This is a genomic window from Lampropedia puyangensis (genome assembly GCF_004833285.1).
In the GTDB taxonomy this organism is placed as follows: domain Bacteria; phylum Pseudomonadota; class Gammaproteobacteria; order Burkholderiales; family Burkholderiaceae_C; genus Lampropedia; species Lampropedia puyangensis.
The window spans coordinates 441,666-465,208 of the sequence record NZ_STFG01000001.1 but is presented as its reverse complement, the minus strand read 5'-3'; the positions used below and the strand labels follow the sequence as shown (position 1 = coordinate 465,208).

At 50.6% G+C, this 23,543-nt stretch carries 22 protein-coding genes and 1 tRNA gene; all 23 read right to left on the bottom strand.

Going from position 1 to position 23,543, the window contains the following annotated elements:
• Positions 1 to 36: 36 nt before the first annotated feature.
• A complete protein-coding gene (locus tag E9531_RS01925; protein WP_158291698.1) occupies positions 37 to 351 on the bottom strand; it encodes a DUF2818 family protein in 315 nt (104 codons plus the stop codon).
• A gap of 72 nt (positions 352 to 423) precedes the next feature.
• The gene (nuoN, locus tag E9531_RS01920; protein WP_136572032.1) at positions 424 to 1,923 is read right to left on the bottom strand and encodes an NADH-quinone oxidoreductase subunit NuoN; all 1,500 of its coding nucleotides are present in this window, start codon (positions 1,921 to 1,923) and stop codon (positions 424 to 426) included.
• Between the two features lie 20 nt (positions 1,924 to 1,943).
• The gene (locus E9531_RS01915) at positions 1,944 to 3,419 is read right to left on the bottom strand and encodes an NADH-quinone oxidoreductase subunit M (RefSeq protein ID WP_136572031.1); all 1,476 of its coding nucleotides are present in this window, start codon (positions 3,417 to 3,419) and stop codon (positions 1,944 to 1,946) included.
• Positions 3,420 to 3,432: 13 nt separating this feature from the next.
• A complete protein-coding gene (gene nuoL / locus E9531_RS01910; protein WP_136572030.1) occupies positions 3,433 to 5,457 on the bottom strand; it encodes an NADH-quinone oxidoreductase subunit L in 2,025 nt (674 codons plus the stop codon).
• Positions 5,458 to 5,474: 17 nt separating this feature from the next.
• A complete protein-coding gene (gene nuoK, locus E9531_RS01905) occupies positions 5,475 to 5,783 on the bottom strand; it encodes an NADH-quinone oxidoreductase subunit NuoK (protein ID WP_136572029.1) in 309 nt (102 codons plus the stop codon).
• Positions 5,780 to 6,442, bottom strand: coding sequence for an NADH-quinone oxidoreductase subunit J (locus E9531_RS01900; RefSeq protein WP_136572028.1), 663 nt, complete (start codon positions 6,440 to 6,442; stop codon positions 5,780 to 5,782). The genes nuoK and E9531_RS01900 overlap by 4 nt, the downstream gene beginning before the upstream one ends.
• A gap of 142 nt (positions 6,443 to 6,584) precedes the next feature.
• On the bottom strand, positions 6,585 to 7,121 hold the full coding sequence (nuoI, locus tag E9531_RS01895; RefSeq protein WP_136572027.1) for an NADH-quinone oxidoreductase subunit NuoI: 537 nt from the start codon (positions 7,119 to 7,121) through the stop codon (positions 6,585 to 6,587).
• A 12-nt stretch (positions 7,122 to 7,133) separates the two neighbouring features.
• On the bottom strand, positions 7,134 to 8,195 hold the full coding sequence (gene nuoH, locus E9531_RS01890; protein WP_136572026.1) for an NADH-quinone oxidoreductase subunit NuoH: 1,062 nt from the start codon (positions 8,193 to 8,195) through the stop codon (positions 7,134 to 7,136).
• Entirely contained in the window at positions 8,192 to 10,381 is a 2,190-nt protein-coding gene (nuoG, locus tag E9531_RS01885; protein WP_136572025.1) for an NADH-quinone oxidoreductase subunit NuoG, read from the bottom strand. Before nuoG ends, nuoH begins: the two co-directional genes overlap by 4 nt.
• A 15-nt stretch (positions 10,382 to 10,396) precedes the next feature.
• Positions 10,397 to 11,818, bottom strand: coding sequence for an NADH-quinone oxidoreductase subunit NuoF (gene nuoF, locus E9531_RS01880; RefSeq protein WP_136572024.1), 1,422 nt, complete (start codon positions 11,816 to 11,818; stop codon positions 10,397 to 10,399).
• Entirely contained in the window at positions 11,815 to 12,303 is a 489-nt protein-coding gene (locus tag E9531_RS01875; protein WP_136572023.1) for an NADH-quinone oxidoreductase subunit NuoE family protein, read from the bottom strand. The genes nuoF and E9531_RS01875 overlap by 4 nt, the downstream gene beginning before the upstream one ends.
• Complete coding sequence (locus E9531_RS01870) at positions 12,300 to 13,553, bottom strand: NADH-quinone oxidoreductase subunit D (RefSeq protein WP_136572022.1); 1,254 nt, start codon at positions 13,551 to 13,553, stop codon at positions 12,300 to 12,302. The genes E9531_RS01875 and E9531_RS01870 overlap by 4 nt, the downstream gene beginning before the upstream one ends.
• Positions 13,554 to 13,587: 34 nt before the next feature.
• Complete coding sequence (locus E9531_RS01865; RefSeq protein ID WP_136572021.1) at positions 13,588 to 14,223, bottom strand: NADH-quinone oxidoreductase subunit C; 636 nt, start codon at positions 14,221 to 14,223, stop codon at positions 13,588 to 13,590.
• A 10-nt stretch (positions 14,224 to 14,233) separates the two neighbouring features.
• On the bottom strand, positions 14,234 to 14,713 hold the full coding sequence (locus tag E9531_RS01860) for a NuoB/complex I 20 kDa subunit family protein (RefSeq protein ID WP_136404688.1): 480 nt from the start codon (positions 14,711 to 14,713) through the stop codon (positions 14,234 to 14,236).
• 50 nt (positions 14,714 to 14,763) lie between these two features.
• A complete protein-coding gene (locus E9531_RS01855; RefSeq protein WP_136572020.1) occupies positions 14,764 to 15,123 on the bottom strand; it encodes an NADH-quinone oxidoreductase subunit A in 360 nt (119 codons plus the stop codon).
• A 72-nt stretch (positions 15,124 to 15,195) separates the two neighbouring features.
• Positions 15,196 to 15,281, bottom strand: a tRNA-Leu gene (locus tag E9531_RS01850).
• A gap of 325 nt (positions 15,282 to 15,606) precedes the next feature.
• A complete protein-coding gene (gene secG / locus E9531_RS01845; protein WP_136572019.1) occupies positions 15,607 to 16,095 on the bottom strand; it encodes a preprotein translocase subunit SecG in 489 nt (162 codons plus the stop codon).
• A gap of 62 nt (positions 16,096 to 16,157) precedes the next feature.
• Positions 16,158 to 16,934 carry a triose-phosphate isomerase gene (tpiA, locus tag E9531_RS01840; RefSeq protein WP_136572018.1) on the bottom strand — a complete coding sequence of 259 codons (777 nt, stop codon included), beginning with the start codon at positions 16,932 to 16,934 and terminating at the stop codon, positions 16,158 to 16,160.
• A 25-nt stretch (positions 16,935 to 16,959) separates the two neighbouring features.
• Entirely contained in the window at positions 16,960 to 17,946 is a 987-nt protein-coding gene (locus E9531_RS01835) for an NAD(P)H-quinone oxidoreductase (protein ID WP_136572017.1), read from the bottom strand.
• Between the two features lie 40 nt (positions 17,947 to 17,986).
• Positions 17,987 to 20,119 carry a polyribonucleotide nucleotidyltransferase gene (gene pnp, locus E9531_RS01830; protein WP_136572016.1) on the bottom strand — a complete coding sequence of 711 codons (2,133 nt, stop codon included), beginning with the start codon at positions 20,117 to 20,119 and terminating at the stop codon, positions 17,987 to 17,989.
• A 269-nt stretch (positions 20,120 to 20,388) separates the two neighbouring features.
• Positions 20,389 to 20,655, bottom strand: a complete 267-nt coding sequence (gene rpsO / locus E9531_RS01825; protein WP_136572015.1) for a 30S ribosomal protein S15 — start codon at positions 20,653 to 20,655, stop codon at positions 20,389 to 20,391.
• Positions 20,656 to 20,809: 154 nt separating this feature from the next.
• Positions 20,810 to 21,415: a hypothetical protein gene (locus E9531_RS01820; protein WP_136572014.1), complete on the bottom strand. Its 606-nt coding sequence runs from the start codon at positions 21,413 to 21,415 to the stop codon at positions 20,810 to 20,812.
• Positions 21,416 to 21,473: 58 nt separating this feature from the next.
• On the bottom strand, positions 21,474 to 23,468 hold the full coding sequence (locus tag E9531_RS01815) for a DNA topoisomerase IV subunit B (RefSeq protein ID WP_136572013.1): 1,995 nt from the start codon (positions 23,466 to 23,468) through the stop codon (positions 21,474 to 21,476).
• Positions 23,469 to 23,543 lie beyond the last annotated feature (75 nt).

Here is a 23,543-nt window from a genome sequence, read left to right as displayed (position 1 = left end):
CGTACAAATGCGAGAGCGTCAAAGCTGGAGGCCGTCTTAATCAGACTTACGCTGATAGAGATAACGGTAAATGAATCCAGGAGCAGCGAAAGTAGTGAATAAAAATGCAGAGATGACGTAAAACTGCCAGCCTTTAACAGCGCCGCCAGTCCATGAGGATGCACCTTCTAATAGTAGACTCAAACTCAGTGCTGCAGCGTACATAAGCAGCCACTCAAAAGCAAGCCATACCATAGTTTTCTCAGAACTACGCACGCGCCCAAACACAAACATTCGCCTTGACAAAAAAGGCAGGTTTGCCAGCAGCAAGGCTACAGTAATCCAGATCGCTGCTTTGCCGTTCCAATCCATTTTGCCCTTCATACAAAAAAACCCCGTCTACACGGGGTTTAATACAAAACATGCAAGTTAATCTAAAACTCATTAACCACGTAATGCATTGAGAATGGCTTCTGTACACAAGGCCATCAAGCCACCAGGCAGCAGGCCCAAAATCAGCATCAATGCGCCATTGGCAGTCAAAACGGATTTCACATCCCAACCCGCCTGGATTGGCCCGACTTGAGTATCAGCTGTATCGAAATACATGACTTTGACAACACGCAAATAGTAGAAGGCACCAATCAAAGACATGATCACAGCAAAAACCGCAATGGCAATATGCGCCACGGTACCTGTTGCCAGCAAGGCCTGCAAGACAGCGAACTTGGCATAGAAACCAACCAACGGTGGAATGCCGGCCATTGAGAACATGCACATGGCCATAATGCCGGCGTATAGTGGGCTACGTTGATTCAGACCAGCCAAGTCAGAAATTTGGTCAGATTCGAATCCATCTTTTGCCAACAACAAAATAATGCCGAATGTGGCCAGTGTCGTCAAAACATACGTGATCACGTAGAACATGGCCGAGCCATAAGCTGCCTGCGCAGTTTCAGCGGTGAACTCCCCACTCTGCACACCCGACATCAAGCCCAACAATATGAATCCGACATGCGAAATAGTTGAATAAGCCAACATTCGCTTGAGGTTGGTTTGGGCGATGGCGACTACGTTACCGATAAACAGCGAAGCAACAGCCAGAACACCAAACATTTGCTGCCAATCCGTAGCCAAAGGCAGCAAACCATCGACCAAAATTCGCATGATGATGCCAAAAGCTGCCAGCTTGGGGGCCGAAGCGATCAACAGCGTCACTGCGGTTGGTGCGCCGGTATAGACGTCTGGAATCCACATATGGAATGGCACAGCACCCAGTTTGAATGCCAAGCCTGCGACCAAAAAGACCAAACCAAAAACCAGCACCTGCTGGTGTTCAAACAAGCCTAAATTGATGACTCGGAAAATCTCACCAATGTCCAAGGAACCTGTTGCGCCATAGACCATTGACATACCATAAAGCAAGAATCCACTGGCCATTGCCCCAAGTACAAAGTACTTCATGGCAGCTTCCGTTGCTTGGCTATCGTCACGGCGCAAAGCGACCAAAGCATAACTGGAGAGGGTTAGCAGCTCCAAGCCAAGATAGAGCAAAAGCAAGTTGTTGCCAGAAATCATGAAATTGATCCCGAGCAATGCAAACATAGACAGCGAGAACAGCTCACCACCACGCATCATGTCGCGACCTGCTGAATAGGGACGCGCATAAATCAACGTCACCATTACACTGACGGTAGCAAACCCTTTGAGCCAACTGGCCATCGAATCGACCACCAGCATATTCCCAAAGCCATAAATGGTGTTGCCACTGGCCGCATAGGTGAAGTGCATACCTGCAACAACAGCAAGGGTCAACAGCGTCAACCAATGTGTAGTACTGCGCATGCGGCGCTTTTCACCCAAGTCAACCAGCGTAATCACACTGGCCATGATCAGAAGAACCAATTCGGGATAAACGGCTACCCAGCTATATCTATCAATCATCGCGTCTCTCTCTGGGCTATTTACTGGAGTTTGCTTTGCGCTACGTGCGCAAGCAGGTTAACGACCGAGGTATCCATAATGTCAGTGAACATTTTCGGATACACCCCCATGAAGATGACACACACAGCCAAGATGACCATCACCAGCATCTCACGGCAGTTGATGTCCTGCAGCTCTTTCACATGCTCGTTAGTAATATCACCCAAGTAAACTTTTTTGTACATCAAGAGGGAATAGGATGCCCCCAAAATCAATGCCGCCGCAGCCAAAACACCGATGGTGAAGCTGTGTTGAACAGCACCCAAAATGACCATCCATTCACCAATAAAGCCAGCCGTCGCAGGCAATCCCGCATTGGCCATAGCGAACAACAAGGCAAAGGCAGCGAATTTCGGCATGGTGTTGACCACACCGCCATACGCTGAGATTTCACGGGTATGCATACGGTCATAAAGCACGCCAATGGCCAAGAACATCGCCGCCGACACAAAACCGTGCGCCACCATTTGCACAATCGCACCAGTCATACCCAACTGGTTGAACAGGAAAAAGCCCAAGCTGACAAAACCCATGTGCGCCACCGAGGAGTAGGCCACCAGTTTTTTCATGTCTTCCTGGACAATAGCCACCAGACCGACATAGATCACAGCAACCAATGACAGCCCAATCATCAACCATGCGTATTCATGAGCCGCATCAGGCGCTATTGGCAAAGAAAAGCGCAGGAAACCATACGCCCCCAGTTTCAACATAATCGCAGCCAAAACAGCAGAGCCACCAGTAGGAGCCTCAACGTGGACATCTGGCAACCAAGTGTGAACAGGCCACATTGGAATCTTCACAGCAAATGCAGCAAAGAATGCAAAGAAAATCCAGGTTTGCTCAGTCAGACTGAGTGGCAAGGCATGCCATGTTTGAATATCAAAACTACCGCCCGAGACGTTGTAGAGATAAATCAATGCCACCAATGTCAACAACGAACCCATCAAGGTATACAAAAAGAACTTGAAAGCTGCGTAAATTTTGCGTGGACCACCCCATACCCCAATGATCAAATACATCGGAATCAGCGTGGCTTCAAAGAACACATAGAACAGCATGCCATCCAGCGCGCAGAACACACCAATCATCAGACCTGACAAGATCAGGAATGCGCCCATGTACTGGTTGACGCGCTCCGTAATGCTCTCCCAGGAAGCGATCACCACAATCACGGTGATAAAAGCTGTCAGTGGCACAAACCACAAAGACAAACCATCTACGCCCAAGTGGTAGTTGATATTGAAGGCTGAAATCCATGCAGCCTTCTCGACAAACTGCATTTGCGCAGTCTGGGTATCAAAACCGGTATACAGCGGCACCGTCACGAGCAACGCAAGCAACGCACCAATCAAAGCCAACCAACGAACCAGATGGGCTTGCCCAGGTTTATTCAAGGGCAGCAGAGCGATACCTACAACAATAGGCACCCAAATCGCGAGACTTAACCAAGCCATTTTTATTGTTCTCCTAGTAGTTCCGCCACACGAAATACGTCATGAGCGCAAACACACCCAGAATCATGACCAACGCATAGTAGTAAATGAAGCCCGATTGGAACCAACGCACGACTCCAGACAGCCAGCCGACAATTTTCCATGAACCATTGACTACCGCGCCATCAATCAATTTCTGATCGCCAGCCTTCCAGAACACACGCCCCAGCTTCATGAAACCACCTGCGATCACATTGATCCAGAGTTTGTCCATGTAGTACTTCTCTTCAAAAAGTTTATTGATAGGGCTAAAAGTACGCTGAATCGCCGCAGGCACAGCAGGGTTGACAAGATAGCAATACCAGGCTGCCGCGACACCAGCCAATGCCAGCCAGAATGGCGCAGTCCAGATTGCATGCGTAGTCATCCCCATGACGGAAGTGAAGTCCTCACGAAGCACTTCCATTGCTGGGTGAGCATGCTCATTCACATACGTGACCCCTTTGAAGAAATCACCAAAGAGGAAATCAATCACCAGATACCCCACAACAATCGATGGAATAGCCAGCAAGACCAACGGTACGGTAACCACCCAAGGCGATTCATGCGGTTTGCTGTCATGGCCATGACCGTGACCATGGTCGTCGTGGTGATGCTCATGGGCATGGGGATCTTGGTCGTAACGCTCCTTACCCCAGAACACCAGGAAGTACATACGGAACGAATAGAACGCCGTAATGAACACACCAGAAAGCACTGCCCAATAGGCGATATCTGCAGCCCACAAATTGCTAGCATGTACGGCCACAATGATGGCGTCTTTTGAATAGAAACCAGCAAAAAATGGCGTGCCAATCAAGGCCAAAGAACCAATCAAAGATGTCCAGTGCGTAACGGGCATGTATTTACGCAAACCGCCCATATAACGCATATCCTGGTTGTGGTGCACGCCCATAATGACAGAGCCAGCGCCCAAGAACAGCAAGGCTTTGAAGAACGCATGGGTCATCAAGTGGAACACCGCCACGTTATAAGCAGATGCGCCCAGAGCCACTGTCATGTACCCCAACTGAGATAAGGTCGAGTAAGCCACCACACGCTTGATATCGTTCTGAATCAAGCCCAGTAAGCCCATGAAGAAAGCAGTAATAGCACCAATGATCAAAATGAAGTTCAGTGCAGTGTCTGACAGTTCATACAGCGGTGAAAAACGGGCCACCATGAAAATACCTGCCGTCACCATGGTTGCAGCGTGAATCAGAGCAGAGATAGGGGTTGGACCTTCCATCGAATCAGGCAGCCACACATGCAAAGGGAACTGTGCGGATTTACCCATTGCACCAATAAAAAGGCAAATCAATGCGACTGTCAGCAAACTGCGGTCAGTGCCAGGCATAGTCAAACTAGCCAACAGATCTTTTTGGGCAAAAACTTCCGCATAGCTGAAGGTATTAACACTGGCTACCAAAAGACCAATTCCGAGGATGAAACCAAAGTCGCCCACACGGTTAATCAAAAACGCCTTCAAATTAGCAAATACAGCAGTGGACTTTTGATACCAAAAACCAATCAGCAAATATGACACCAAACCAACAGCTTCCCAGCCAAAAAACAGCTGTAGCATATTGTTGCTCATCACGAGCATCAGCATGGAGAAGGTGAACAAAGAGATGTAGGAAAAGAAACGGTTGTAGCCCTCATCCTCTTGCATGTAGCCAATGGTATAGAGGTGAACCATCAAAGAAACGAAGGTCACCACCACCATCATCATGGCTGACAGGCTATCAATCTGAAAGCCAACCTCCATGGCAAGATTGCCCAAGACAGCCCATTGATAGAGTGTCTCGTTGAGCACAGGAGCACCATTGAGGACTTTCCACAAAGTCATCAAAGAAATCGCCAGCGCAATAAAAACACCAGCAATCGTGATGCTGTGGCTGGCTTTGCGGCCAAGCAAATTGCCCCCCATTTTGGTGCCAAAGATACCCACGATGGCAGAGCCAATTAACGGGGCCAAAGGCACCCAAAGCAAAGTGGAAGCGGAGAGTGTTGGAGTCATTGTTGTTATCCCTCTGCTTAGCCTTTGAGTGTCGTCAGGTCATCAGCGCTAATGCTGGTTCGTGCACGGAAGAGCTGAACCAAAATCGCCAGACCAATCGCTGCTTCAGCAGCAGCCACTGTCATGATGAAGAAAACGAATACCTGACCATGCAGATCGCCCAGGAAGTACGAAAAGGCTACGAAATTCATGTTCACGGCCAAGAGCATCAGCTCAATAGCCATCAGCAGAACAATTAAATTCTTGCGATTGAGAAAAATCCCAATCACTGAAATCGCAAACAAGATGGCACCTAAAGAAAGGAAGTGCCCTAAAGACAGATTCATGGCTTCACCTCTGCTTGTGCGTTACCCGCTTGATTTTCTTCAGGTTCAGCACGCTGCACTTTTTGCGCGGCAGGCATTTGAACAACTCGCACGCGATCTTTGGATTTCACTGCAATCTGCAAAGAAGGATCAATGACCTTATTGTCCTGACGCTTGCGCAAGGTCAAAGCGATAGCGGCGATCATGCCAACCAACAAAATCACCCCTGCAACCTGCACAGGCAATACGTATTCGGTGTACATGAGTTTGCCGAGTTCACGTGTATTGTTGTAATCGGCATGGGCAGCAATCAACTCGCCTGCTGCATCTGTAGTGGGAAAACCGATCCAAAGTACCGCAACCATTTGCCCCACAACGATGGCAAAAATGATCAATGCCAAAGGCAAGTTCTTCTTCATGGAACCTTGAATACGCTCAATGCGAATATCCAACATCATGACCACAAAGAGAAAAAGCACCATGACCGCGCCGAGATAAACCATGACCAACAAAATAGCCAAGAACTCTGCACGCATCAGCAACCAAATCCCAGCGGCCTGAGAGAAAGCAAAAATCAGGTACAACACCGCATGCACAGGGTTGCGCGCAGTCACAACACGCACAGCTGCAAACAACAGCACGGCGGCAAACAAATAAAAAAATACGGTTCTGACGTCCATCTCTGTCTTCTTTTCAGCCCTTTTCAAGGCGATGCGTTCTGAATATGCACAACAAAGCCTGCATGCACACTCCCCGACATTTGCGACCTCAATGTATAGGGTAGATCAATTGCAACTCGCAAACCCAATCCACCCAACACCATCAACGGTAAGGGGCATCAGCGGCTTTCGCTGCTGCAATATCCTTTTCATACCGATCACCAACTGCCAACAGCATTTCCTTAGTGAAGTACAAGTCACCACGCTTTTCACCGTGATATTCAAAAACCTGTGTCTCCACAATGGAGTCAACCGGGCAGCTCTCTTCACAGAAGCCACAGAAAATGCACTTGGTCAAATCGATGTCGTAGCGTGTTGTACGGCGTGAACCGTCATCACGTACATCCGACTCAATCGTGATCGCCATCGCTGGGCAAACTGCTTCACACAATTTGCAGGCAATACAACGCTCTTCACCATTTTCATATCTGCGCAATGCATGCAAACCACGAAAACGCGGCGAAAGCGGTGTTTTTTCTTCCGGAAACTGCACCGTCACATGCGGACGCATGGCATAACGGCCTGTCAGTGCCATCCCCTTGAACAATTCCCAGAGCATGAAACTCTTGAAAAAGTCCTTAAGAGAGAATGCGCTCTGCGGGGCAACCGGCGCAATTTTTTCATCAGTGGTAACTGCCATCGATTTGCTCCATTAATGCCAGATGTTCAGTGGCGAGAACAGCCAAGCGCCAACCAATACCACCCATACCAAAGTCAGAGGAATAAAGATTTTCCAACCCAAACGCATCACCTGGTCATAGCGGAAACGTGGGAATGTCGCACGAATCCAAATAAACCAACTCACGATCAATGCAGCCTTCAGGCCCAACCAAATCCAGCCTGGGATGAATTCCAAAAATCCAACCGGCGCATCCCAACCGCCCAAGAACAGAATGGCAGCCAAGAAAGACACTAGCCACATGCTGGCGTATTCAGCCAAGAAAAAGATTGCGAACCCCATACCGGAGTACTCAACCATGTGACCGGCCACAATCTCGCCCTCGCTCTCAACCATGTCGAATGGGTGGCGGTTGGTTTCAGCAACCACGGAAATCATGTACACCACAAACAGTGGCAGCAATGGCAACCAGTTCCAAGACAGAAAATTCAAACCAATATCAGCAAAACGCCCTACTTCCTGCACACGCACAATCTCAGAAAGATTCATGCTGCCTGTCACCATCACAACGGCCAGGAAGCAAAAACCCAAAGCGATTTCGTAACTGATCATCTGGGCCGACGCACGAATAGCACCCAGAAATGGATATTTAGAGTTAGAAGCCCAACCCGCAATGATCACACCATAGACCTCAATAGAGGTGATGGCCATAATCAGCAATACACCTGCATGCACATTGGCCAACGCCAAATCCGGACCGAATGGAATAGCCACCCAAGCAGCCAAAGCGGGCATGATGGCCATAACAGGCCCCAACAAGTAGAGCTTGAAACTAGCCGCACTTGGGCGAATCACTTCTTTGGTTAACAGCTTCAAGCCGTCAGCCAAAGGCTGCAACAAACCCCATGGCCCCAAACGGTTAGGACCATAGCGCACCTGCATCCAACCTAATAACTTGCGTTCCCACAAAGTCAGATAGGCTACCGCAATCATCAACGGCGCGACAATCAAAATGATTTTCAACAAATTCCAAATGACTGGCCAAGCAATTCCACCGAGTGTGGATGAACCCCAGTTGTAAAAGGAGTCGATCATGCATTCACCTCTTCAACCTTGGTTTGGCGTGCAGATACTTGTAGTCCGTCTAAATCCGCAGCAAAACCTGCTCGCGAACCCAACTGCGCATCTTTAGTGGCCTGTAATGCAGGGGCTCGGCGCACTAGTCCGTCTAATTGGTACATGCTGGCCACAACAGGGGCCGCAGTGGCTTCTTGAATTTGAGCCTCCACTGCGCCAGCAGCATTGCTTAGCAGCGTTTCGGGCACGAAAGTTGGCTTGTCTGCACCAATGCATTGAGCCAGCACTTGCTGAGAATCTTCGTAATCGAACTGCGGCACACCCAGCAAATTGCCCAGGACGCGCAGTACTTTCCATGCCGGACGTGTTTCAGCCAAAGGCTTCACAACCGCATGGAAACTTTGCAGACGGCCTTCTGCATTGACAAAGCTGCCTGATGTTTCCGTGAATGGAGAGATTGGCAGCAGCACGTCAGAGAATTCCAGATTGGTCTTGAACGGACTCAGCGTCACCACCATCTCGGACTTTTGCAAACCTGCAACAGCGGCTTGGCCTGAAGTACTGTCAAATTGCGGCTCAGTATTGAGCAGCACAACAGCTTTGAGACCGCCTTCGAGCATTTGCTTGGCATTCAGGCCACGGTTTTTCGGTGTGGCACCAACCCATTGGGCGCCAACCGTGTTGGCCGCTTCGGTCAGGAAACCGACCGATGCTCCAATTTGTTCGCCCAACCAGTTAGCTAAACGCAAAATCGCTGTAGCGCGGGCATGGTGAGCCACCGCATTCCCCAACAAAATTGCTTTGCTACCGGAACCAGCCAACAATTGTTTGGCCACGGCGGCATCGTCACTTTGTACGGCCACTTCGACCGGAGAAGCTATGCCTTTTTCAGCTGCCACAGCCGCGACCAATTGAGACAAACGTGTCAGCCACTGTGTCGCCGGCACCGCCCAAGACTTGGCCAGTGGCATTGCCCAGTCGTATTCATTTTCTGCAAACGCATACACCTGTGCACCACCCTTAGTGGCTTGGCGTAGACGAGAAGCAAACAATGGGTGCTCTTTGCGGATGTTAGAGCCAACCACAAACGCCTGCCCCAGAGTCGACAGCGAGGCAATTGAGGTGCCTAACCAACGCACGCCTTGTGGTGCCTCAAAATCGGCATGACGCAGACGGTAATCAATACTGTCACTGCCCAAGCCTTTGATCAGCTGCTTAGCCAAAAACAGCTCTTCCAGAGTGCTGTGTGGACTCACCAATGCACCAATACTGTCTGCACCGTGGTCATTTTTGATTTGTTTGAACCCGTTGGCAACGTACTCCAAGGCTTGCTGCCAGGACACTTCGTGCCATTGGCCACCTTGCTTGACCATGGGAGCGGTCAAACGGTCAGGCCCATTCAATGACTCATAGGAAAAACGATCACGGTCGGCAATCCAGCATTCATTAACGGCATCATTCTCGAAAGGCAGAACGCGCATTACTTTGTGATTTTTGACCTGCACAATCAAATTCGCACCAGAAGAATCGTGTGCAGCAATAGATTTGCGACGCGACAATTCCCATGTACGGGCGCTGTAGCGGAACGGTTTGCTGGTCAAGGCGCCGACCGGGCAGATATCGATCATATTGCCCGAAAGCTCGGAATCAACGGTATCGCCTTTAACCGTAGTGATCTCTGAGTGCTCACCACGATTAATCATTCCCAGCTCCATCACACCGGCCACTTCTTGGCCAAAGCGTACGCAGCGGGTGCACTGAATGCAGCGGCTCATCTCTTCCATTGAAATCAATGGGCCCACATTTTTGTGCAGTACAACACGCTTCTCTTCTTGGTAGCGCGAAGTGCCTTGACCATATCCGACAGCCAAATCTTGCAACTGGCATTCACCGCCTTGGTCACAAATCGGGCAATCCAATGGGTGATTGATGAGCAAAAACTCCATCACCGATTGCTGCGCTTGAACAGCCTTGGCGCTATTGGTGTGGACGATCATGCCCTGCGTCACAGGCGTGGCGCATGCAGGCAGTGCTTTAGGGGCTTTTTCTACATCAACCAAACACATGCGGCAATTGGCCGCAATAGACAACTTTTTGTGGTAGCAAAAATGAGGAATATAGGTGCCTGCTTTTTCAGCAGCATGCATGATCATGCTACCTTCAAGCACTTCAACTTTTTTGCCATCCAGTTCGATTTCAACCATCAATCGTTCTCCCCATCAGGCAGCCGCACGTTGCGCGGCATTGGCGGCAGCAGCTGCTGCAATGGCTCCTGCCATACCCGGCAGGACTGGATCGGTCGGTGCAGGAGGCTGCGCCTTCACAATCATGGCCTCAAACTCGTGACGGAAGTGTTTGAGCATAGCGCGAACAGGCATTGCCGCAGCATCACCCAGAGCGCAAATCGTACGTCCTTGGATATTACCTGCCACGTTATCGAGCAAGTCCAAATCTCCCGGACGACCTTGGCCTTCCAGAATTCGGTTCACCACACGCGAGAGCCAACCGGTTCCTTCGCGGCAAGGCGTGCATTGTCCACAAGACTCATGTGCATAGAAATAGGACAGGCGCGCCAAGGATTCAACCATACAGCGTGAGTCATCCATCACGATTACTGCGCCAGAGCCCAGCATGGACCCAGCCTTAGCGATGGAGTCGTAATCCATCGTGCATTCCATCATCATGTCCGCAGGAATCACTGGAGACGAAGAGCCGCCTGGAATGACTGCTTTGAGTTGGCGGCCTGGCCGCATACCGCCAGCAAGCTCCAACAGTTTGGAGAAAGGTGTCCCCATGGGAACCTCGTAATTCCCGGGCAGCATCACATCTCCACTGACAGAGAAAATCTTTGTGCCACCATTATTGGGCTTGCCACACTCCAAATAGGCTTGCCCACCATTACGCACAATCCAAGGTACTGCCGCAAAAGTCTCTGTATTGTTGATCGTCGTCGGTTTACCGAATAAACCAAAGCTAGCAGGAAATGGCGGTTTAAACCGCGGCTGACCTTTCTTGCCTTCTAAAGACTCCAGAAGTGCGGTTTCCTCTCCACAAATATAAGCACCGAAACCATGGTGCGCGTGGAGTTGAAAACTAAACGAGGTCCCCAGAATATTCGCGCCTAAATATCCTGCCGCGCGCGCTTCATCTAGCGCAGCCTCAAACCGCTCGTAAGCCTCGAAAATTTCACCATGGATGTAGTTATATCCCGCACTCGCCCCCATCGTGTAGCCAGCAATGATCATGCCTTCAATCACGATGTGCGGGTTGAACATCAAAATATCACGGTCTTTGCAAGTACCAGGCTCACCTTCATCAGAATTGCAGACAACGTATTTTTGCCCAGGAAAAGTGCGTGGCATGAAACTCCACTTCAAGCCAGTTGGGAAGCCAGCGCCTCCACGGCCACGTAATCCCGACTCTTTAAGAATCGCGATCATCTGATCCTGCGACAAACCTTCGCCGCCATCTTTAGCCAGAATTTTCTTGAGTGCTTGGTAACCACCTCGCGCTTCATAGTCTTGAATAGACCAATTCTGACCATTCAAGCCCGCATAAATTTGAGGCTCAATATGGCGATCATGGAAACAAGTTTCGTTACCTGTCGATTTGAACGATTGCAATACATCACGCAGACTCATTTTTTAGCCTCCGCACGCAAAGCGTCTACCAGCTGATCCAAGCGATCATTACTCATGAAGCTGCACATATCACGATCATTCACGAGCATGACAGGAGCATCAGCGCACGCGCCCAAACACTCGCATTGTTGCAACGTGAACATACCATCTACGGTGGTATCACCCATGTGAACTTTGAGTCGTTGCTCAAGGTGCAGCAAAGCCTCTTTACCACCACGCAATTGGCAAGGCAAATTGGTGCAAACAGCCAACTTAAACTGCCCTAACGCCTGCTGGTTGTACATGTTGTAGAAAGTCGTCACCTCATGCACGGCAATCTCTGGCATCTCCAGGACTTCTGCAATCACAGCTTCGCTTTCCTGCGAAACATAACCCAACTCTTGCTGCACGATCGACAAACAAGCCATAACTGCTGACTGCTTGCGCTCAGAAGGGTATTTGGCGACCTCACGCGCAAAACGCGCCTTGGTGGCTTCGGTAATCATCGATCAACCTCCCCGAACACAATATCCAACGTACCAAGAATCAGCACCGCATCAGAAAGCATGTAACCACGCGTCACTGCATCCATCGCAGAGAGGTGCGCAAAACCAGGCGCACGAATTTTCAAACGATAAGGCTTATTTGCCCCATCACTGATCATGTAAATACCAAATTCACCTTTTGGATGCTCCACTGCCGCATAAGTCTCACCAGCTGGGACTTTAAAACCTTCAGTAAACAACTTGAAATGGTGAATCAAGTCCTCCATGCCAGATTTCATATTGGCACGATGGGGCGGAGCTACTTTGCGGTCATCAGTAATCACAGGTCCTGGATTAGCTCTGAGCCAGTCGACGCATTGCTTGATGATCCGATTGGACTCCCGCATTTCACGCATACGGACTAGGTAACGGTCATAGCAATCGCCCGTAACCCCTACTGGAATATCAAAATCCAGTCGATCGTAGACTTCGTAGGGCTGAGTTTTACGCAAATCCCACGCCACGCCAGATCCGCGAAGCATAGGCCCCGTCATTCCCAGGTTCATAGCATCATCGGCACTGACAACGCCAATACCAACAGTGCGTTGTTTCCAAATGCGGTTCTCAGTCAGCAGCGTTTCATACTCATCCACACAGCCTGGAAAACGTTGCGTGAAATCATCAATAAAATCCAGCAAAGAACCCGCGCGTTTCGCATTCAAGGCATCCAAACTACGCTTATTTCGAACCTTGGAAGCTTTGTACTGAGGCATGCTATCGGGCAGATCACGATAAACGCCGCCCGGACGGAAGTAAGCCGCATGCATACGCGCACCAGATACAGCCTCATACATATCAAACAGATCTTCACGCTCACGGAATGCATAAATCAGCACAGTAGAACTACCCGCATCATTGGCATTCCCTCCCAACCACATCAAGTGATTGAGAATACGCGTAATTTCCGAAAACATTACGCGTATGTATTGAGCACGCAGCGGAACCTCAATCCCCAAGAGCTTCTCAATGGCCATGCAATAGGCATGTTCATTGCACATCATGGAGACATAATCCAAGCGATCCATGTAGGGCAGCGATTGAATAAATGTCTTATGCTCCGCTAATTTTTCTGTTGCACGATGCAACAGACCAATATGGGGGTCAGCGCGCTGCACCACCTCACCATCGAGCTCCAATACGAGGCGCAGCACACCGTGCGCAGCAGGGTGCTGAGGTCCAAAGTTCAACGAGTAATTCTTAATTTCAGCCATAGTTTTATCTCACCTGACCTGCCACAAAAGCCGATCAGTGCAGGCCTCCGTACTTATCTTCGCGAATGATCCGCGGAGTAATCTCACGCGGCTCAATGCTTACAGGCTGATAAAGAACGCGCTTTTGCTCCTCGTCATAACGCATTTCAACATGGCCAGAGAGAGGAAAATCCTTACGGAATGGATGACCAATAAAGCCATAGTCGGTCAAGATGCGACGCAAATCATCGTGACCTTCAAACAGAATGCCATAAAGATCAAATGCCTCACGTTCAAACCAATTAGCAGAGCGCCAAATGCCAATCAGTGAAGGCAAGACAGGAAAATCATCATCCTGCGCAAAAACACGCACCCGAACGCGCTGATTCAAACTCACTGACAACAATTGAACAACAGCTGCAAAACGCAAACCATCCCAAACACCGTCGCCATACTCAGAAAAATCAACACCGCAAAGATCAACAAGAATCTCAAAGCGGCACTCAGAATTTTTTTGCAAGAGTTGCATCACAGCCAAATAATTAGCTGCAGAGACATCAACAACCACCTGATCCAATGAAACAGCAACCGATTTCACCAAATCGCCAAGCACACGCTCAAAAACCGCTCTCGAAGCCTGTGCATCTTGCTGCACCAAAGGGGTCACACTCGTGGTATTCGTTATCGTCATTATTCACCCCTCAAACACGCGCAATCGTATTTGTCCGCCGAACTTTTTCCTGAAGCTGAATAATCCCATACATAAGCGCCTCTGCCGTCGGAGGACACCCAGGAACATATATATCAACAGGTACCACGCGATCACATCCGCGCACAACGGAATAACTGTAATGGTAATAACCACCACCATTAGCGCATGAACCCATGGAAATCACCCAACGAGGCTCTGCCATCTGATCGTAAACCTTACGCAAAGCCGGCGCCATCTTATTGCACAAAGTACCCGCCACAATCATCACATCTGCCTGACGCGGACTGGCGCGAAACACCTCCGCACCAAAACGTGACAAGTCATAACGAGCAGCTGCGGTATGCATCATCTCCACCGCACAACAAGCCAAACCAAAAGTCATCGGCCACAGCGATCCCGCCTTAGCCCAGTTTGCGACCGAATCGTAAGTCGTAGTCACAAACCCTTGCTTGAGGACACCTTCAATCATCCTTGCACTCCTTGGCGAGCACGCCCGCAATCAAGATCAGATAGACCCGATTATTCCCAAGTCAGGGCACCCTTGGCCCACTCATAAGCGAAACCCACGACCAAAATAGTCAGGAATATCAACACCGCAACGAAGCCGGTCAAACCAACATCGCGCAACGCCACCGCCCAAGGGAAAAGAAAAGCGATCTCCAAATCAAACAAAATGAAAAGGATCGCAACGAGGTAGTAACGCACATCAAATTTCATGCGCGCATCATCAAAAACCTCAAACCCGCACTCGTAAGCAGAGTTCTTGGCTGCATCTGGCTTTGTTGGCCCCAAAATCCAACCCAAAACGAGAGGCAATACCCCTACCGCACTACCAACCAGGATAAACAGCAAAACCGGTAGATATTGTTCGAGATTCATGGATCGTCGCCATCGTGCAAAGCCTTACCACCGCAACACAGGATTGCAGCAGGACTCTTTTTTATCTGGTTATGGTGCCGTCGGCGAGACTCGAACTCGCACAGCCATGGGCCACTACCCCCTCAAGATAGCGTGTCTACCAATTCCACCACGACGGCTTCTTTTTTAGAATTTCCATTGTTTTACAAGGCGCTGCATCGTGGGCAGCTTATTGAGGGGTTATCACCTTGCGAAACAGCCAGAATTCTAACCTTAAAAACACAGCCCGATGGTCAGCACACTGCATTCCCTGTGAATATTTTTATATTTTTATAGATTGATCCATAGCAACAGCCATCTAACTGCATGCACTCAAACCTCTTCACACCTTGGGGACAGATTGGACATCCCTATATGCACACAAAAAAAGCAGCCGACATAGGCTGCTTTTTTAAAAAACCGCATGCTGTCACAGCCATGTGATATGTATGAATCTACCCTACATCAATTCGCGCTTGTGCCGCTACTTGCAGACTCCTGCTGCGAAGCAGCCTCGCTGGACGCTGCGGGCGCACTGGCTGCAGGAATCGAATCGACCGTAGCACTGCCAGTAGAAGCAGGAGCAACCGAGGAAGGAATTACCGTGGAACCTGCCCCCGGAATTTCTGATGCAGCACCAGTCTCAGCAGGCACTGGCAGAGTCGCATTTTCCAGCACACTAGTCCCACCATCAGAGTTGTTAGTACGCTGCATACCAGAACTGGCCATGAACGTCAGCACCAGAGTAGCCGCAAAAAAAACTGTGGCACTTACAGCCGTCATTCTCGAGAGGAAATTAGCACTACCAGAGGCCCCAAAAAGACTACCAGAACTCCCTGCCCCCAACGAGGCTCCCATATCGGCACCTTTACCATGCTGAACCAAAATCAAACCCGCCATGGTCAGCGCAGCCAGAATCTGAACCACCAAGACAACCGTCATCGACATACTCATACTCAACCACCTTTTATCAATTCAACCTAATTGTAATTACCAACAGAGCACGCGCATGCGCATCACTCGCCACACAATTGCGCTGCTTGCACGATCGCCAAAAAGTCTTGCGCCTTCAACGCGGCACCACCAATCAAGCCACCATCTATATCAGCCTGAGCGAGAAGCTGCTTCGCATTAGCAGCATTCATACTTCCCCCATACAAAATGGCGGTATTGGCAGCAGCCTCCGATAGTTGCTTCAACTGATGACGAATAGCCGCATGGATTTCCTGCGCCTGCTCAGGCGAAGCTGTTCGCCCCGTACCGATAGCCCAAACAGGCTCATATGCAATCACCAAACGTGACACATCCAACTCAGACTGCATCAATACCGCATGCACCTGCGCGGCAACCACCGCAAGAGCGCGACCTGCATCACGCTCTTCCAATGTTTCTCCAACGCACACAATAGGCGTCAAGCCTGCCTGCTGCGCTGCCACAGCCTTCTGCGCAACCAATGAATCACTTTCACCTTGATATTTACGACGCTCAGAATGACCAACAATAGCGTAGCGAACACCAAATTCCGCAACCATTGAAGCAGCCACATCTCCAGTGAAAGCCCCAGAAGCAGCGGCCGACACATCCTGGACCGCCAGAGCCAAGGAAGAATTCTTCTTGTCAATCAACTGCCTAAGCTGCGCCACATAAACAATGGGCGGTGCAATCGCAACATCAACTTGTCCAGGCAACTCACCAGCACAAGGCAACCCAGCAGCCACAGCAGAAACCAAATCTGCATTGACAGCCAAACTGCCATTCATCTTCCAATTACCTACAACCAATTTTCGGGGCATTGTTTGTCCTCTATTTCTCTCATCATCACCAAGTCAGCACAATTTTTCCAACATGCCGACTGGACTCCATCAACTCATGCGCCTGAGCAGCTTGCGCAGCAGGAAAAGTTTGGTACACCACAGGCTTGATGACGCCCTGCTGCAAAAGCGGCCAAACATGCCGATGCAAGGCCTGCGCGACTTGCGCCTTGAACTGCACCGAGCGTGGACGCAAAGTTGACCCCGTAATCGTCAAGCGGCGACGCAGCACCAACCCCGCATCAAATGCGGCCTGTAAACCACCTTGGACGGCGATGATGACCAAACGACCATCTTCAGCCAAGCATTGCACTTCACGCTGCACATAGTCCCCGGTGACCATATCCAAGATCACATCCACACCACGTCCAGCAGTCAACTCAGCAACCTTGGCCACAAAGTCTTCCACACGGTAATTGATTGCATGATCAGCACCCAATGCCAAGCACGCATCACACTTTTCTTTTGTACCTGCCGTCACCACAACACGCGCCCCCTTGGCTTTAGCCAATTGAATCGCAGTAACACCAATACCGCTGCTGCCACCTTGAACAAGCACAGTCTCACCAGCCTGCAAAGCACCACGCTCGAACACATTACTCCAGACGGTAAAAAAAGTCTCAGGCAAGCTTGCAGCTTGCACATCGGTATACCCATCAGGCACAGGCAAGCATTGCTCCACAGGGGCCACACAGTACTGCGCGTAGCCACCTCCAGCGACCAGAGCACATACCCGATCACCCAGCTTAAACCCCGCAGCCGCAATAGCAGAAGCATCACCATCTACCACAACACCCGCAACTTCAAGACCGGGTAACACACTCACCCCCGGAGGCGGAGCGTAATGGCCCTTTCGCTGCAAGACATCTGGCCGATTCACCCCGCTAGCGGCCACGCGAATCAACAGCTCCCCACCCCCTGCAACAGGACGAAGAGCCTCCCCTAAATGCAAAACATCAGGCGCGCCATATTCACGCAGCAGAACTGCTTGCATCGTCGTGGATGTTTCGGCCAATGGCATTGCAGTACAACCTTTACTCTTGGCCAGACTCTTGAGGAGCTTCTTGGCGCACTGGACGATCCAACAGGGCTTTCATCGACAGCTTGATACGTCCCTTGTCATCGGTCTCCAACACTTTAACTTTGACGATTTGGCCTTCTTTCAAGTAGTCAGAGACTTTTTCCACACGCTCGTGCGCGATCTGACTGATATGCAGCAAACCATCTTTGCCCGGCAAAATATTCACCAAAGCACCAAAGTCGAGTAACTTGGTCACAGCACCTTCATACACACGGCCAATTTCTGCTTCAGCAGTAATTTCCTCGATGCGCCGCTTGGCTTCATCAGCTTTAGCGCCATCAACCGCAGCAATCGTAATCGTGCCATCTTCAGCGATATCGATTTGAGTGCCTGTTTCCTCGGTCAATTGACGAATGGTTGCGCCACCCTTGCCAATCACGTCGCGGATTTTCTCAGGATTGATTTTCAGCGTGTACAGCTTAGGCGCAAAGTTAGACACCTCGGTCTTAGCCTCACCCATAGATTCACGCATCTTGCCCAAGATATGCAAACGCGCTTCTTGCGCTTGCGCCAAGGCCACTTGCATGATTTCGCGCGTAATACCTTGGATCTTGATATCCATCTGCAGCGCGGTAATCCCTGTTGTGGTGCCAGCCACTTTAAAGTCCATATCACCCAAGTGATCCTCATCACCCAAGATGTCGGTGAGTACAGCAAAGCGGCTGTCATCTTTGATCAAGCCCATTGCGATACCAGCCACATGCGCTTTCAAAGGCACACCAGCATCCATCAGTGACAGACAGCCACCACACACCGACGCCATGGAAGAAGAGCCATTGGACTCCGTGATTTCAGAGACCACACGCATCACGTAAGGAAACTCATCCTTGGCAGGCAAAACTGCCTCCAAAGCGCGCTTAGCCAAGCGGCCATGGCCAATTTCACGGCGCTTTGTCGATCCCATACGCCCCACCTCACCTGTAGCAAATGGAGGCATGTTGTAGTGCAGCATGAAACGCTCTTCATACTCGCCAGCAAGGGCATCAATACGCTGCGCATCACGCTCGGTGCCCAAAGTAGTCACCACCAAAGCCTGCGTCTCACCACGGGTGAACAGGCTTGAACCGTGTGTGCGAGGCAGCACACTATTGCGAATCTCAATCGGACGAACAGTGCGTGTGTCGCGACCATCAATACGCGGCTCACCCGCCAAAATCTGACCACGAACAATTGCAGCTTCAGTATCAAACAGAATGTTATCTACATTGATAGGGTCAAACTCCAGACCCTGCTCTGCCAAAGCAGCCTTGGCTTTGGCGTAAACCTCGCGCGTAGCTTGAGTACGGTCTTGCTTGGAGCGAATTTGGTAAGCAGCTCGCAAACCCTCTTCCGCCAAACCATTGACCTTGGCGATAAATGCATGGTCTTTTTCAGGCGCTTGCCATGCCCACACAGGCTTGCCAGCATCACGCACCAATTCATGAATAGCGTTGATTGCCACTTTACCTTGGTCGTGCCCAAACACAACTGCTCCAAGCATTACATCTTCCGTCAATTGGTCAGCCTCTGACTCAACCATCAGCACTGCAGACTCAGTACCTGCGACCACCAAGTCCAAGCGGCTGTTTTTACGCGCTGTTTTGCCTGGATTGAGCACATACTGACCATTCACATACCCCACGCGCGCCGCGCCAATAGGGCCATTGAATGGGATACCAGAAACGCCCAAAGCAGCACTCACTGCAATCATCGCCGCAATATCAGCATCCACCTCTGGATTCAGAGAAATGGTGTGCACAACCACATGCACTTCGTTGTAAAAGCCTTCAGGGAACAGCGGGCGAATTGGACGATCAATCAAGCGGCTGGTCAATGTTTCCAATTCGCTTGGCTTGGCTTCACGCTTGAAAAAACTACCAGGAATCTTGCCTGCAGCGTAAGTTTTCTCAATGTAATCCACTGTCAAGGGGAAGAAGTCTTGCCCTGGTTTGGCATTTTTGCTTGCCACCACTGTTGCCAGCACCACGGTATCTTCGATATTAACCAACACTGCGCCTGTTGCTTGGCGAGCAACTTCGCCAGTTTCCATCACAACTTTGTGGTCGCCCCACTGAAACTCTTTCACTACTTTATTAAAAATAGACATCTTTGCTCCTTCAATGCAACGAGAGTCATCTTAAAAAATCCTGGCAATAAGCGCCCCAATCCATAGAGACACCCACCCAAGAATATTTCAGAGCCTATTTGCTTACCGCATACAGAACACGATGCCATTCCATCGATACCGTCTACTACACGACACCCATGGAATGACACAGCTTCGCTCTGCCAGCACTCTGAAAAACGAAAACCTACAAATACAAAACGCCTGAGCGCTCCACAGCAAACCCAGGCGTTCCATGCACCATGTGCAAATTACTTACGCAGACCCAGCTTAGCGATCAGCGCAGTGTAACGATCGGCGTCTTTAGCCTTGAGGTAATCCAACAGCTTACGACGACGGCTCACCATACGCAGCAAACCGCGGCGACCGTGGTGGTCTTTAGCGTGCTGCTTGAAGTGAGGAGTCAACTCATTGATGCGTGCTGTCAACAAAGCCACTTGCACTTCTGGGCTACCTGTATCGTTAGCAGCACGTGCATTGTCTTTGATGACCTCTGCTTTAGCGGTCGAAGAAATCATGATTTACTTCCTTGATATAAGGCGCATTCCTTGGCGCCCTGTTGCCACATGCGTCGCGACTGGAAAATGGCCACGACGTGAAAAACGAGAGATTGTAGCCGATATTAAAAATACACAGGGCTTTTTGCATACAAGTGCCTGCCCAGTGCGTACCTCACGCCTTGAACCATTGCTGGTATTGAGCCCGTGTTTGCGCAAACACCGAAGCCAACACCTTGGCATGATTGACTTGATGGCGTGCAACCAATCGCGCATCGGCAATCGTGCGCGACTTGCAATACCAGTGGCAACTGTGCTGCAACAAAAACAACTCCGCTGACAGTTGGTAGGCACGCTCCTTGGCGCCCAATCCCTGCTGATTGTCCACCACCTGCCGAATACCGAGCGCATGCAATTGCAATAGCCGCTTGAAGTCCAAAGTCAACGGCGCTGCAAATCGCTCGATGTATGGCACGCACAAGGCCCAGCGCCCCATCCGAGTCATCGCATCTGACTCTTTTGCAATAGCCTCGGCCAAACGCTCAACCTGTCCCGCTACGCCACGCTCGCTCCCCTCAAAAGTCTCCCAAATCTGGGACTGTCGCACCACATCCTGCTCCCGAATGGCCCGCAGATAGCCTTGCGTGAGCGTCTCCATGTGCTTTTCCACCTGCAAACCCGCCAAATGCCGCCCCAAAAACGCCACCCGCTGCGCCTGATAACGAGCGCGCAACACCAACCACAAGCCAGTCAAAACCAGCAATAAAAAAGCAATATCCATTTTCTCAATTCACCCACACCTTAGTTTTGCATTTCAAGTGCTTTGCCACGCATGCATATCAAACATCCACTTGCACATCATCCCCATGCAGCTCCATCAACTCCCTACGGGCACTGGCTTCTCCTTTGCCCATCAGTTGCGTAAAAAAGCCTTCCGTCTGCGCAAAATTAAACACCCCCAATTGCACGGGCAACAAATGTCGCGTATCCGGGTTCAAGGTTGTATCCCACAATTGCTCCGCATTCATTTCTCCCAAGCCCTTGAAGCGGCCAATAGTCCAAGCCCCTTCACGCACACCATCCTTGCGCAATTTTTCCAGTGCTGTATTGAGCTCCTGCTCACTGAGCACATACAGCTTAGTGGCTGGCTTCTTGCCCCGCGCAGGCACGCTGATACTGTAGAGCGGCGGCTGCGCAACATACACGTGCCCAGTCTCGATCAGCTTAGGGAAGTGGCGGAAAAATAGCGTCAGCAAGAGCACTTGAATATGCGCACCATCCACATCCGCATCACTGAGAATACAAATTTTCCCGTATCGCAAACCTGAGAGGTCTACGTCATCATTAGGGCCGTGTGGATCCACACCAATCGCAACAGAGATATCGTGCACCTCGGTATTGGCAAACAAGCGATCGCGCTCAACCTCCCACGTATTGAGCACCTTGCCACGCAAAGGTAAAACCGCTTGACTTTCCTTGTCGCGCCCCATTTTGGCACTGCCACCAGCCGAATCGCCTTCGACCAGAAACACCTCGTTATACGCCAAGTCGCGGCTTTCGCAATCAGTCAACTTACCTGGCAAAACGGCTACGCCTGAACCTTTGCGTTTTTCCACTTTCTGGCCGGCACGCTGACGGGTTTGCGCCGCCTTGATCGCCAACTCAGCGATCTTGCGTCCGTACTCCACGTGCTGGTTGAGCCACAGCTCCATCGTGGGTTTGACAAAACTGGACACCAAACGAACGGCATCACGCGAATTGAGCTTTTCCTTGATCTGACCTTGAAACTGCGGATCAAGAATCTTGGCCGACAAGACATAACTGGCCCGCGAGAACACATCCTCAGGCATGAGCTTGACACCTTTTGGCAACAACGCATGCATGTCGATAAAACTCTTGACGGCCTGGAACAGGCCATCGCGCAAGCCACTATCGTGCGTTCCGCCTGCGGTGGTCGGAATCAGGTTCACATAACTCTCACGCATCGGATGGCCATCTTCCGTGAACGCCACACACCAAGCAGCCCCCTCGCCCACCGCGAAACTATCATTGTGCTTATCGGCATAGCCTTCACCTTCAAACATCGGGATCACCGGATCCGTCGTTAAAGTTTGTGCCAAATAATCACTCAGGCCGCCCTTGTATTGCCAAGTCTGAGTCTGCTTGGTTTTTTCATTAGTCAATGCCACCGCGACGCCGGGCATCAGCACCGCCTTGCTACGCAACAAGTGCATCAACTCAGGCATTGGCAAGGCTTTGGACTCGAAATACTTGGCATCAGGCCATACACGCACGGATGTGCCTTGCTTGCGATCGCCGCTTTGCGCTTTACGCACAGTCAACGGCTCCACCACATCACCGCCATTGCCAAAAACCAAATGCGCAACCTGGCCATCACGGTAAATCGTGACCTCTAACCGTGTAGCCAGCGCATTCGTAACCGAGACGCCGACACCATGCAAGCCACCAGAGAAACTGTAGGCACCGCCCGACTCCTTATCAAACTTGCCTCCAGCGTGCAGCCGGGTAAAGACCAACTCCACCACAGGCGCTTTTTCTTCAGGATGCAAGCCAAAAGGAATGCCGCGCCCCTCATCCTCGACGCTGATCGAGCCATCGTCATGCAAGGTAAAACGAATTTTTTTGCCAAACCCTGCCAACGCCTCATCAGCGGCGTTGTCCAGCACTTCTTGAATAATATGTAGCGGATTGTCTGTTCGGGTGTACATCCCCGGGCGCTGCTTAACTGGCTCTAAGCCTTTGAGAACCTTGATGGAGCCTTCGGAATACCCGTTGTTGCCGCCTGTGGCGGTGCTTTTAGTCTGTGTAGCCATGGGCGGAGATTGTAGTAGTGCAAGACGCCATACCACAGCAAGACAATCATCTGCGTCAGACCTGCTTAGATGTGA

Excerpts from the sequence above, each read along its gene's own strand:
- E9531_RS01925 (WP_158291698.1), bottom strand. The coding sequence starts at position 351 with ATGGATTGGAACGGCAAAGCAGCGATCTGGATTACTGTAGCCTTGCTG.
- nuoN (WP_136572032.1), bottom strand. The coding sequence starts at position 1,923 with ATGATTGATAGATATAGCTGGGTAGCCGTTTATCCCGAATTGGTTCTT.
- E9531_RS01915 (WP_136572031.1), bottom strand. The coding sequence starts at position 3,419 with ATGGCTTGGTTAAGTCTCGCGATTTGGGTGCCTATTGTTGTAGGTATC.
- nuoL (WP_136572030.1), bottom strand. The coding sequence starts at position 5,457 with ATGACTCCAACACTCTCCGCTTCCACTTTGCTTTGGGTGCCTTTGGCC.
- nuoK (WP_136572029.1), bottom strand. The coding sequence starts at position 5,783 with ATGAATCTGTCTTTAGGGCACTTCCTTTCTTTAGGTGCCATCTTGTTT.
- E9531_RS01900 (WP_136572028.1), bottom strand. The coding sequence starts at position 6,442 with ATGGACGTCAGAACCGTATTTTTTTATTTGTTTGCCGCCGTGCTGTTG.
- nuoI (WP_136572027.1), bottom strand. The coding sequence starts at position 7,121 with ATGGCAGTTACCACTGATGAAAAAATTGCGCCGGTTGCCCCGCAGAGC.
- nuoH (WP_136572026.1), bottom strand. The coding sequence starts at position 8,195 with ATGATCGACTCCTTTTACAACTGGGGTTCATCCACACTCGGTGGAATT.
- nuoG (WP_136572025.1), bottom strand. The coding sequence starts at position 10,381 with ATGGTTGAAATCGAACTGGATGGCAAAAAAGTTGAAGTGCTTGAAGGT.
- nuoF (WP_136572024.1), bottom strand. The coding sequence starts at position 11,818 with ATGAGTCTGCGTGATGTATTGCAATCGTTCAAATCGACAGGTAACGAA.
- E9531_RS01875 (WP_136572023.1), bottom strand. The coding sequence starts at position 12,303 with ATGATTACCGAAGCCACCAAGGCGCGTTTTGCGCGTGAGGTCGCCAAA.
- E9531_RS01870 (WP_136572022.1), bottom strand. The coding sequence starts at position 13,553 with ATGGCTGAAATTAAGAATTACTCGTTGAACTTTGGACCTCAGCACCCT.
- E9531_RS01865 (WP_136572021.1), bottom strand. The coding sequence starts at position 14,223 with ATGACGATAACGAATACCACGAGTGTGACCCCTTTGGTGCAGCAAGAT.
- E9531_RS01860 (WP_136404688.1), bottom strand. The coding sequence starts at position 14,713 with ATGATTGAAGGTGTCCTCAAGCAAGGGTTTGTGACTACGACTTACGAT.
- E9531_RS01855 (WP_136572020.1), bottom strand. The coding sequence starts at position 15,123 with ATGAATCTCGAACAATATCTACCGGTTTTGCTGTTTATCCTGGTTGGT.
- secG (WP_136572019.1), bottom strand. The coding sequence starts at position 16,095 with ATGAGTATGTCGATGACGGTTGTCTTGGTGGTTCAGATTCTGGCTGCG.
- tpiA (WP_136572018.1), bottom strand. The coding sequence starts at position 16,934 with ATGCCCCGAAAATTGGTTGTAGGTAATTGGAAGATGAATGGCAGTTTG.
- E9531_RS01835 (WP_136572017.1), bottom strand. The coding sequence starts at position 17,946 with ATGCAAGCAGTTCTGCTGCGTGAATATGGCGCGCCTGATGTTTTGCAT.
- pnp (WP_136572016.1), bottom strand. The coding sequence starts at position 20,119 with ATGTCTATTTTTAATAAAGTAGTGAAAGAGTTTCAGTGGGGCGACCAC.
- rpsO (WP_136572015.1), bottom strand. The coding sequence starts at position 20,655 with ATGATTTCTTCGACCGCTAAAGCAGAGGTCATCAAAGACAATGCACGT.
- E9531_RS01820 (WP_136572014.1), bottom strand. The coding sequence starts at position 21,415 with ATGGATATTGCTTTTTTATTGCTGGTTTTGACTGGCTTGTGGTTGGTG.
- E9531_RS01815 (WP_136572013.1), bottom strand. The coding sequence starts at position 23,468 with ATGGCTACACAGACTAAAAGCACCGCCACAGGCGGCAACAACGGGTAT.